At 54.8% G+C, this 10,361-nt stretch carries 10 protein-coding genes, 1 pseudogene and 1 riboswitch; of the genes and pseudogenes, 3 read left to right on the top strand and 8 right to left on the bottom strand.

The annotated features are described in order from the left end of the window. Positions 1-243, top strand: a pseudogene (locus tag H7A81_RS22220) (UPF0104 family protein); the annotation flags it as partial. A gap of 170 nt (positions 244-413) precedes the next feature. Here the strand turns inward: H7A81_RS22220 and H7A81_RS22215 are convergent. The 7 genes from H7A81_RS22215 to moaA form a co-directional block, all read right to left on the bottom strand. Beyond that, positions 414-1,121, bottom strand: a complete 708-nt coding sequence (locus H7A81_RS22215; protein ID WP_034821101.1) for a Bax inhibitor-1/YccA family protein — start codon at positions 1,119-1,121, stop codon at positions 414-416. A 57-nt stretch (positions 1,122-1,178) separates the two neighbouring features. Further along, complete coding sequence (locus tag H7A81_RS22210) at positions 1,179-2,273, bottom strand: DUF1615 domain-containing protein (RefSeq protein ID WP_166933089.1); 1,095 nt, start codon at positions 2,271-2,273, stop codon at positions 1,179-1,181. An 82-nt stretch (positions 2,274-2,355) separates the two neighbouring features. Beyond that, positions 2,356-2,808, bottom strand: a complete 453-nt coding sequence (gene moaE / locus H7A81_RS22205; RefSeq protein ID WP_058961607.1) for a molybdopterin synthase catalytic subunit MoaE — start codon at positions 2,806-2,808, stop codon at positions 2,356-2,358. A gap of 2 nt (positions 2,809-2,810) precedes the next feature. Beyond that, complete coding sequence (gene moaD / locus H7A81_RS22200) at positions 2,811-3,056, bottom strand: molybdopterin synthase sulfur carrier subunit (protein WP_058961608.1); 246 nt, start codon at positions 3,054-3,056, stop codon at positions 2,811-2,813. Beyond that, the gene (moaC, locus tag H7A81_RS22195; protein WP_038648103.1) at positions 3,049-3,534 is read right to left on the bottom strand and encodes a cyclic pyranopterin monophosphate synthase MoaC; all 486 of its coding nucleotides are present in this window, start codon (positions 3,532-3,534) and stop codon (positions 3,049-3,051) included. Before moaC ends, moaD begins: the two co-directional genes overlap by 8 nt. A 2-nt stretch (positions 3,535-3,536) precedes the next feature. Then, positions 3,537-4,052, bottom strand: coding sequence for a molybdenum cofactor biosynthesis protein B (gene moaB, locus H7A81_RS22190; protein ID WP_100702452.1), 516 nt, complete (start codon positions 4,050-4,052; stop codon positions 3,537-3,539). 17 nt (positions 4,053-4,069) lie between these two features. Then, positions 4,070-5,056, bottom strand: a complete 987-nt coding sequence (moaA, locus tag H7A81_RS22185) for a GTP 3',8-cyclase MoaA (RefSeq protein ID WP_182058744.1) — start codon at positions 5,054-5,056, stop codon at positions 4,070-4,072. After that, positions 5,045-5,179: riboswitch (molybdenum cofactor riboswitch) on the bottom strand. It overlaps the preceding gene by 12 nt. A 194-nt stretch (positions 5,180-5,373) precedes the next feature. On the opposite strand from moaA, the gene yvcK reads away from it, so the two are divergent. Further along, positions 5,374-6,273 (top strand): uridine diphosphate-N-acetylglucosamine-binding protein YvcK, encoded by a 900-nt coding sequence (yvcK, locus tag H7A81_RS22180; protein ID WP_034821119.1) that lies wholly within the window; start codon positions 5,374-5,376, stop codon positions 6,271-6,273. Between the two features lie 143 nt (positions 6,274-6,416). Here yvcK and uvrB read toward each other — a convergent pair whose 3' ends face one another. Next, the gene (gene uvrB / locus H7A81_RS22175; protein ID WP_034821123.1) at positions 6,417-8,438 is read right to left on the bottom strand and encodes an excinuclease ABC subunit UvrB; all 2,022 of its coding nucleotides are present in this window, start codon (positions 8,436-8,438) and stop codon (positions 6,417-6,419) included. Between the two features lie 908 nt (positions 8,439-9,346). Between uvrB and H7A81_RS22170 the strand changes: the two genes are divergently transcribed. Next, positions 9,347-10,063 carry an ABC transporter ATP-binding protein gene (locus H7A81_RS22170; protein ID WP_034821129.1) on the top strand — a complete coding sequence of 239 codons (717 nt, stop codon included), beginning with the start codon at positions 9,347-9,349 and terminating at the stop codon, positions 10,061-10,063. Positions 10,064-10,361 lie beyond the last annotated feature (298 nt).

The raw sequence follows: 10,361 nt of genomic DNA, 5'->3' as shown, positions 1-10,361 counted from the left end.
ATTGCGGGGGTGATCATTCATATTCCGGCGGGCATCGGGGTGCTTGAAGCGGTATTTCTGGCGCTGCTGGCTGGCGAGCATGTTTCGCACGGCACCATCATTGCCGCCCTGCTGGCCTATCGCGTGCTGTACTTTATTTTGCCGCTGCTGCTGGCGCTGGTGTTGTATCTGATGCTGGAGAGTCGCGCAAAACATCTGCGGCAGAAGAATGAACAGAAGATGGCCAAATCGGACGCGGGATAACCGGGGAGAAATCACTCACGCGCGGTGGGCGCCATCAATAGCGCACCCGACAAAATTCTGTGCAGATTTACATTGATGCACGTTGCCTGTCATGAATTGCGCCCTCTACAAGCATCCTGTTCGGATGTTGCAGGGGCGCATTGATACAAGCCAGAAGCGGTGCTGCAGAGTTAACGGCGGTTGCCGAAAATACGCAGCAACATCAGGAACAGGTTGATGAAGTCGAGATACAGCGTCAATGCACCCATGATTGAGTAGCGACGCAGATTCTCTTTGTCATTAACGTTGATGGTTTCACCAATCGATTTCAGTTTCTGGGTGTCATAAGCAGTCAGACCGACAAACACCACTACGCCGATATAGGTGATCGCCCACATCAGCGCCGGGCTTTTCAGCCAGAAGTTCACCAGTGACGCCAGTACGATACCAATCAATGCCATAAACAGCAGGCTGCCAAAGCGGCTGAGATCGCGCTTGGTGGTGTAACCGTAGAAGCTCATGGCACCGAACATGCCCGCCGTCACGAAGAAGGTGCTGGCGATAGAGGAATAGGTGTAGACGAGGAAAATACTCGCCAGCGTCAGGCCCGTTAGCGCTGAATAGAGCATAAACAGCCCGGTGGCTAAGGTACTGCTCAGACGATGCACCATGCCCGACAGCACAAAGACTACCGCCAGCTGCACAATGATCAGCCCGAAGAAGGTGATGCGATTTGCAAACACCAGCTCCATCACCGCCGGCGTGCGCGCTGCAAACCAGGAGACAAACGCGGTCAGCAGCAAGCCGCAGGTCATCCAGCCATAGACCTGCGCCATATATGTCTGCAGCCCGGTTGACGCCTGCTGCACGATTGAATCATTACGTGGATATCGGTCCATGATGCACCTCTTTAAGTTAGACAAACGCTCTAAGTGTGGAGTCTACACCGCATTGCGTCAACGGCGCGTCAAGCACTGCTGATATCGGCCATTTACGCGCTGGGCAAACCAGGCGGTGGTCAGATTGCGGGTGATTTTCGGGCTCTCCAGTTTAATGCCCGGCAGCATCTCGCGCGGCAGGCGTTTACCGGCCATTTTATCAGCCAGAATAAACGTCTGCTTCCAGAGCGTGCTGCTGCTGAAGCTTTCCGTATCGCCCTTCTCCAGGTCGCGACGAATTTCCCGATTGCTCATATCCAGTTGCTTGCTCAGCGTGCGCACCGCTAATTCGGTGGAACCTGCTTGCTCGCTGCCGTACATAATTAAGTCACCGTCCAGCGCCAGTTTGATGCCGCTGGCGCGCGCTACGGCTGCCTGGAAAGCGGCGTTGCGGCTGGCGTACCAACCGGCATTGAAATCGGCAAAACGGTACAGCATCTGGCTGTAATCCGCCGGATAGCCGAGCAAATGCAGCGTACCGAAATAGATGCCGCCACGACGCGTGAAGACTTCACGGCGAATCGAGCCATCAATTGAATACGGATAACCTTTGGCATGCGCTTCGGCAAATTCAATGCTGACCTGCATCGGGCCGCCGGTGTGAATCGGATTGAGATTGCCAAACAGCTTCTGCCCCATCGGCACCATATCGATGAAATCATCGAAAATTGCGCTCAGCTCTTTCTCACTGCGCACCTTATCCAGTCGCGCGGCGTAGCTTTCCCCGGTGGGCGATTTAATCAGTAAGGCGGTGCGCACTAAGAAGGCGGGAACGTGCACTTTGGCGGCGCGGCGGTCAATTTCACCCCAGGCGATTTTGGGTAAACCGGGCACAGGCGCATCGGCACTGAAATTGGACTCCTGATCGGTGACCGCGATCACCGCACAGACGTTACTGGCGCTGGGATCGATCTGCTGGACGCGAAACGCGGTGTAGATGTCGTCTGCCCAGGCGCTTTTTTGGCTGACATCGCTCGGCAGTAACTTTTGAATCTGAGATTTGACGTCGGCAGGTTGCCGGGCGGGGGCCTGCGGTTCTTTTTTGGTACTACATCCGGCCAGTACCAGCGCGGTGAGCAGCGCCGCGCCTTTGAGCATTTTAGTGGTATTCATCTTGTTCCCTGACAGGCCAGCAAAACCCGTACCTTAACGTTTTCAACTCGCTACGGCTATCAGAGCAGGTCGGTTTTACGCGCTACTTCCAGCGTTCGGCGGCTTGATGGTCGCTGTCGCGCGCATCGACCCAACGATCGCCCTGTTCGGTGGCTTCACGCTTCCAGAACGGTGCGCGGGTTTTCAGGTAATCCATGATGAACTCGGTAGCAGCAAATGCGCTACTGCGATGGGCGCTGCTGACGCCCACAAACACAATTTCATCACCAGGGAACAGTTCGCCCACGCGATGGATCACCGTCACCTGCTGCAAGGCCCAGCGCTGACGCGCCTCTTCGACTATTTCCGCCAGCGCTTTTTCCGTCATACCCGGATAGTGTTCCAGGGTTAAAGCGGCCACGCTGTCACCGAGATTGTGATTGCGCACTTTGCCGGTGAAGGTGACCACCGCGCCATCACTGTCATGTGCGGCGAGTTGGCGATACTCCTCGCCAACATCAAAAGGCTCAACGCCGACGCGAATACGAGTGGCCATGCTCATCCTCCGGTGACCGGCGGGAAGAATGCCACTTCATCGCCCGCACGCAGCGGGTGGCTCATCGGTACCAGCGTCTGATTGACCGCTGCCAGCAATTTGCCGGATTCCAGCGCCAGCGCCCAGCGATCGTTCCTCTCCGCCAGCGCTGCACGCAAGGTTGCTACATCCTGATATTCCGGTTTCAGCTCTAACGCGCTGGTGCCGGTCAATTCACGCACCTGGGCAAAAAACAGCACCTTAATCATGTGCCACCGCCTGAAAATCGCCGGATTTGCCGCCGCTTTTGCTGAGCAAACGCAACTGATCGATCACGATATCTTTCTGCACCGCTTTGCACATGTCGTAAATGGTCAGCGCGGCCACCGATGCGGCGGTCAGCGCTTCCATTTCCACGCCGGTTTTTCCGGTCAGACGGCAACGAGAGGTGACGCGCACGCGGTTGTGCTCAGGCTCGGCCACCAGCGTCACTTCCACCTTGCTCAACATCAGCGGATGGCACAGAGGGATCAACTCCCAGGTGCGTTTCGCGGCCTGGATCCCGGCGATGCGTGCCGTGGCAAACACGTCGCCTTTATGATGGCTGCCGTCGATGATCATCTGCAGCGTTTCCGCGCTCATCAGCACCAGCGCTTCGGCTTGCGCTTCACGCACTGTTTCGTTTTTACCGGAGACATCCACCATATGGGCTTCACCAGCGGCATTGATATGAGTTAATGATGACATGCTTACAACTTCTTCAAATGAGAGACAAAATTACAAGGGCGCGTGCGTGCATCCAGCTGTTCTTCAATGATACGTTCCCAACCGCTTCGGCAGGCATTGGTTGATCCCGGCACGGCGAAAATCAGCGTCTGGTTCGCCAGCCCGGCCACCGCACGTGATTGCAGCGTGGAACTGCCAATCTCTTCGTACGAGACCATGCGGAACAGTTCGCCAAAGCCGTCGATTTCACGGTCGAACAGCGGCAGCAGCGCTTCCGGCGTACTGTTTTTGCTATTAAATCCGGTGCCGCCATTGACGATCACCACCTGCACATCATCACTGGCAATCCAGCGCGACACGGTGGCGCGAATGCGGTAACGGTTATCAGGCACAATCGCGCGATCCACCACCTGATGCCCGGCCTCCGCCAGCGCCTCACGCAAGTAGTCACCCGAGCTATCATTGCTGGCATCACGGCTGTCCGAGACGGTCATCACCGCCACATTCAAGGCGACAAACTCGCCGGTAGGTTTACCCATGGCTGTAACTCCTGTGTTTAGCCGCCAATGAAAGAGAGGTTTTGTGTCATGCCGGTGTTGCCCTGATGCAGGAAATGCGTCTGCTTTTTCTGCCCGAGACTGTGGGCAATACGCGCCTGTAGTTCGCCCTGCTGATCGTCCGATGCCAGTAGATCGCGCAGCGGCACACCGCCGTCGCCAAACAGGCACAGATGTAAATTACCCATTGCCGACACGCGCAGGCGGTTGCAGCTGGCGCAGAAATCTTTTTCGTAGGGCATGATCAAACCGACTTCACCCTGATAGTCAGGATGGCGGAACACCTGCGCCGGACCGTCACTGCGTCCACGCGGCTGAAGCTGCCAACCCTGCTGGATCAACTGGTCGCGAATCACCTCACCCGAGATGTGATGACGACGGAACAGATCACCGCCCTCGCCGGTTTCCATCAGTTCGATAAAGCGCAGCTGAATTGGACGGATGCGGATCCAGTCGAGGAAGGTCGCCAGGCTGTGGCTGTTGAGATCGCGCATCAGCACGCTGTTGACTTTGACCTTCTCGAACCCGGCATCAAACGCGGCATCAATTCCGGCCATCACTTCCGCGAATTTGTCCTGGCCGGTGATGGCGTGAAACTGGCGCGCATCAAGGCTATCGACGCTGACGTTGATGTTGGTGAGTCCCGCGTCACGCCACGCACGAACATCACGCGCCAGGCGATAGCCGTTGGTGGTCACGGCGATCTGGCGGATGGCATCGTTTTCGCGCACTGCTGCGATGATATCGGTGAAGTCGCGGCGCATAGAGGGTTCGCCGCCGGTGAGACGCACTTTTTCCGTGCCCGCGGCCGCAAAGGCACGCGTCACGCGGCGAATCTCGTCCAGCGAGAGGAAACTTTTGTTGTGATTACCGTTCGGTTTATAGCCATCGGGTAAACAGTAGGTACAACGGAAGTTACACACATCCGTGACCGACAGGCGCAGATAGTAGAAGCTGCGCGCATAGGCATCTGTAAATTGTGGCACCTGAACACCTTTCCAAATACGGGAGATGCAGTCATTTCTTTCTGCACCCTGGCAGCGATGCTGCGGCCATGCATCCATATCGTTATGACTTAGGCATGCAAGGCTTGGGAGTCTGTTGTCATTATGGACAACACGGTTAATTCGAATGGTAGCGCGATTTCTCCCTCGCATCCATCAGTGAATTTCGCTATATATATTGATACATAACGTTTTTTCACCGCATTTTCGCCGCAGGATACGGTAAAATGCGCGACAGATATTGATACACATCACTTCAACTGCACGACAACCTGCAGTTGTCAGTTAAAAGGAACAGCATGAATCGTACCCTGGCAGATTTGGATCGCGTGGTAGCACTGGGCGGCGGGCACGGCCTGGGTCGTGTGATGTCGGCGCTGGCACCGCTGGGCTCACGCCTGACCGGCATCGTGACCACCACCGATAACGGCGGATCCACCGGACGCATTCGTCGTTCGGAAGGCGGTATTGCCTGGGGAGATATGCGTAATTGCCTGAACCAGTTGATCATGGAACCGAGCGTAGCCTCGGCAATGTTTGAATACCGTTTTGCCGGTAACGGCGAGCTGGCCGGTCACAACCTCGGTAATCTGATGCTCAAAGCGCTCGATCACCTTAGCGTGCGGCCGCTGGAAGCCATCAACATCATTCGCAATCTGCTCAAAGTCGATGCCTTCTTGATTCCGATGTCGGAGCAACCGGTAGACCTGGTGGCGCAGGATTGCGAAGGCAATATGGTGTATGGCGAAACGGCAATTGATGAAATGAAGCTACCGCCGCAAGAGTTGATGCTGCATCCCAATGTCACTCCCACTAAAGAAGCACTGGATGCGATTGCGGAAGCGGATTTGATCCTGATTGGCCCAGGCAGTTTTTACACCAGCCTGATGCCAATTCTGCTGATGGAGGAGATGGCACGCGCGCTGCGCCGTACGCCCGCCACCATGGTGTTTATTGGCAATCTTGGACGTGAGTTAAGCCCGGCCGCCAGCCTGACGGTGGCGGATAAACTGGCAATGATGGAAAAAGCCATCGGCAGGCGAGTGATTGATGCCGTGGTGGTCAGCCCGTCAGCGGACGTCAGCGGTGTGGAAGATCGCCTGATTGTACGCGAACCGCTGGAGGCCGCCGATATCAAGTATCGCCACGATCGCCAGCTGCTGCGGATTGCATTGGAACATGCGATTCAGGCGGTGTGACCTTGCGAAAGTCGTGCGCGTGATTGCGCTCTCTACGCAGAGAGGTATAGAACGCTGCCAGCGTAGGGGGCGCTATTCACAGGACATAACGAAAGCTTTCGTCGGGCCGTCATTTGATGACGGCCAAAACCCTCTCGCTTCTATCAGGAGGCGGCGATAAACAACTCGCGCAGCTGGTGCAACTGGTCGCGCACGCTGGCGGCCTCTTCGAACTCCAGATTCTGCGCGTGCTGCTGCATCTGCACTTCCAGTTCGTGAATTTTCTTCTGCATGGCTTGTGGCGTCAGCGCCAGATAGTTGGCCTCTTCTTCTGCCGCCACACGTGAGGCGGTTTTGCCCTTACCGCGCGTTTTCACCACGTTTTTGCCCAGCTCAAGAATATCGGTGATTTTCTTGTTGAGGCCCTGCGGCACAATGCCATTCTCTTCGTTGTAACGCTGCTGCTTCTCTCGACGACGTTCGGTTTCGCCCATCGCGCGTTCCATCGAAGGGGTGATCTTATCAGCGTACAGAATCGCCTTACCGTTGATGTTACGCGCCGCACGGCCAATAGTCTGGATCAGTGAGCGTTCGGAACGCAGGAAGCCCTCTTTATCCGCATCGAGGATCGCCACCAGCGACACTTCCGGCATGTCGAGACCTTCGCGCAGTAAGTTGATGCCCACCAGCACATCGAACTCACCGAGACGCAAATCACGAATGATCTCCATACGTTCAACCGTATCGATATCGGAGTGCAGATAGCGCACCTTCTCGCCGTGCTCCACCAGATATTCGGTAAGATCTTCCGCCATGCGTTTGGTCAGCGTAGTGACCAGCACACGTTCATTGATCGCCACGCGTTTGCGAATTTCTGATAGTAAGTCATCCACCTGAGTGGCGACCGGACGCACTTCCAGAATCGGATCCAGTAGCCCGGTGGGACGTACCACCTGATCAATCACTTCGTCACCGGATTTTTCCAGCTCATAGTTACCCGGCGTGGCCGAAACATAGATGGTTTGCGGTGCCAGCGCTTCAAACTCTTCAAAACGCATCGGACGGTTATCCAGCGCCGAAGGCAAGCGGAAGCCATATTCTACCAGCGTCTCTTTACGTGCGCGGTCGCCACGATACATGCCGCCAATCTGGGGGATGGTGACGTGCGATTCGTCCACCACCAGCAATCCATCGGCGGGCAGGTAGTCAAATAAGGTCGGCGGTGGCTCGCCCGGACCGCGACCCGAGAGATAGCGCGAGTAGTTTTCAATGCCAGAGCAGTAGCCGAGCTCGTTCATCATTTCGAGATCGAACTGGGTACGCTGGCTGATGCGCTGCTCTTCCAGCAGTTTATTGTTCTCCAGCAGCACCTTGCGACGATCCACCAGCTCGACCTTGATCTCTTCCATCGCCTGCAGAATACGTTCGCGTGGCGTCACGTAGTGCGTTTTCGGATAGATGGTGAAACGCGGGATCACGGACTCAATCTGCCCGGTCAATGGATCGAACAGCGACAGACGCTCAACTTCTTCGTCAAACAGTTCGACACGCAAGCCGATGTCGTCGGATTCAGCCGGGAAGATGTCGATCACTTCGCCACGCACGCGGAAGGTGCCACGCTGGAACACCTGATCGTTGCGGGTATACTGCAGCTCCGCCAGACGGCGCAGAATGCTGCGCTGGTCGATAATCATGCCGCGCGTAAGGTGCAGCATCATTTTCAGATAGAGATCGGGATCGCCCAGGCCGTAAATCGCCGAGACCGAGGCCACCACAATCACATCACGGCGCTCCAGCATCGCTTTGGTGGCTGAGAGACGCATCTGTTCAATGTGTTCGTTGACCGCCGCATCCTTCTCAATAAAGGTGTCGGAACTCGGCACATAGGCTTCAGGCTGGTAGTAATCGTAATAAGAGACAAAAAACTCCACGGCGTTATCCGGGAAGAACTCTTTCATCTCACCGTATAACTGCGCCGCCAGCGTTTTGTTCGGTGCCATCACCATCGTCGGGCGATTGAGATCGGCAATCACGTTGGCGATGGTAAAGGTTTTACCCGATCCGGTTACCCCCAGTAGGGTTTGATGTGCGAGACCATCCTCCAGCCCCTCTTCAAGACGACGAATGGCCTCAGGCTGATCGCCTGAAGGTTTGAAATCAGAGTTGAGTTTGAAGGCTTTACTCATGGTTTTGCGGTTCCTGCAGAAGATGTCAGCGAGCAGGCTGATAATTCTACTCTGCTATGACGAATTTGCCAGAAAAAAATACTGGATATATTTACAGATATCTTGCACGATAACGGGGAAAGCACCTGTCTCGCTTCAGTGCAATTTAAGCGGCAAAAGACAAAAGCTTGTTGCGCAAGGTTATCCCCAGAGCCGTGACGCTTTTAACATTTGTCAAGAGAGCGTCATTAAATTGCAGTCCGATGACAAGGCAGAAAAATCTCAGGCTTGCTTTTAATTAACCTGCTGATTTTATTGGTAATGGTTCTAAAGTCCAGTTTCGCAGCATAATGTATGCAGGCCGCGTATTTCCTCGCTTCCACGCGGTTTTCAGTCGCTAATGCACAAGGTTATCCACAGGAATAGTGGATAACTGAATCCAGCCCCGAGCCCATCAGCTGTGTATAATTTTCTCCGCTCTTATCCTGGCGTGCGAAATATTTTTTTTTCGTTTTTTTTTCCGGCTGCCTTAAACCGCTTTAACTATCCTTTTGGCAAGTCAAGCACCATTGTTCTCGTAAAAACCGTGCCTTAAGACCACTTATTTCTTCAGTGATTGCCTTATCAGTGAACAGATGCACCAGAAACGTTAAGCATTCAGCACCGTCAAAGTGCAGTCAGGTTATTACTCAGTGGGATTGTTAAGTATTTCTCACCTTTTAAGCCCGCTTTCGCTGGATTCTGACTCAGAATATCCCGTTCCATTAACCTGGCCTGGTAATTGCAGTAGTTTAACGATGGAGTGACGAGTCCATACGGCTTGCCTTGCAGGCCATCAACAGCAGTGTCCACCTTAATCGTGCACGACTGTATGCCAGACGACACAGAGCGGGAGCATTCAGGCAAATAATCTGGAAGGAGTATGTCAGATGCTGAGTTTACGTTCGGTGAATCAGTTTTACGGTCACAACCATATCCTGTGGGATGTGGATCTCGATCTGCCGCCCGGCACCTGTACGGGTGTGCTGGGCAGTCCTGGCATGGGCAAAACCACGCTGGTGAACTGCATTATGGGTCGCTTGCCCATTAACAGTGGCTCAATGATCTGGCAGGAAGATGGCTCGCCACCCGAGAATTTGTTGCTGCAGCCCGCCGAACAGCGTGCGCGCATGGGAATTGGCTATGTGCCGCAAGGTCGCCATATCTTTTCGCAGATGAGCGTGGAAGATAATTTAATGATCGCGCTGATGGCCGCTCAGGACGATCGCAGCCGTGCCATTCCTGAAATGGTGTTTGACCTGTTCCCGGCACTCTATTCCTTGCGTCATCAGCGCAGTGGCGAATTGCCGATGGATCAACAGCAGCAGCTGGCACTGGCGCGAGCATTAGTGCTGCAACCTAAACTGCTGATTCTGGATGAGCCGACCGAAGGAATGTCGCCGTGGCTGGAAGAGGAGATGGGCAACCTGATCCGCCGTCTTAATCGCGATTACGGCCTGACCATTTTACTGCTGGAGCAGCATGTCTCCTTCATCCGCCGCGTGGCAGACTATTTCCTGCTGCTTCACCGTGGTCGCAATGTGGCGCAGGGTAAAGTCGCTTTGCTGGATGATGTGACGGTGAATAAGTGGCTGACAGCGACATGATGATGTGATCGCCATCGATGAACTGCAGCCAAAATGTTGCATCACATTCTGACATTGAAGGTGCTGGTCTATGGCGGCCCTACGGACGAAATGATGTCAGGTGCGCACTGTTGCGTACCTGACATCGAATCGCCATCCATAACGATCCTACGGGCGGTATGAAGTAGAGTGCGCATGAATGCGCATCTGAAACAGGCTCATGACTGCGGCAACGTTAAATACTGACCGCACTCGGCCTGTTGTGCTTCACTGTCCAGATAGGGAATTTCACCGAGGAACGGTGCATCAATACGTTGAC

The organism is Pantoea sp. ME81 (assembly GCF_903970985.1).
In the GTDB taxonomy this organism is placed as follows: domain Bacteria; phylum Pseudomonadota; class Gammaproteobacteria; order Enterobacterales; family Enterobacteriaceae; genus Pantoea; species Pantoea communis.
The sequence above is the reverse complement of the archived record's forward strand: the minus strand, read 5'-3'. Positions and strand labels throughout refer to the sequence as shown.

Coding starts and splice junctions, on each gene's coding strand:
- H7A81_RS22215 (WP_034821101.1), bottom strand. CDS start 1,121: ATGGACCGATATCCACGTAATGATTCAATCGTGCAGCAGGCGTCAACC.
- yvcK (WP_034821119.1), top strand. CDS start 5,374: ATGAATCGTACCCTGGCAGATTTGGATCGCGTGGTAGCACTGGGCGGC.
- moaC (WP_038648103.1), bottom strand. CDS start 3,534: ATGTCATCATTAACTCATATCAATGCCGCTGGTGAAGCCCATATGGTG.
- moaE (WP_058961607.1), bottom strand. CDS start 2,808: ATGGCCACTCGTATTCGCGTCGGCGTTGAGCCTTTTGATGTTGGCGAG.
- moaD (WP_058961608.1), bottom strand. CDS start 3,056: ATGATTAAGGTGCTGTTTTTTGCCCAGGTGCGTGAATTGACCGGCACC.
- H7A81_RS22170 (WP_034821129.1), top strand. CDS start 9,347: ATGCTGAGTTTACGTTCGGTGAATCAGTTTTACGGTCACAACCATATC.
- uvrB (WP_034821123.1), bottom strand. CDS start 8,438: ATGAGTAAAGCCTTCAAACTCAACTCTGATTTCAAACCTTCAGGCGAT.
- H7A81_RS22210 (WP_166933089.1), bottom strand. CDS start 2,273: ATGAATACCACTAAAATGCTCAAAGGCGCGGCGCTGCTCACCGCGCTG.
- moaB (WP_100702452.1), bottom strand. CDS start 4,052: ATGGGTAAACCTACCGGCGAGTTTGTCGCCTTGAATGTGGCGGTGATG.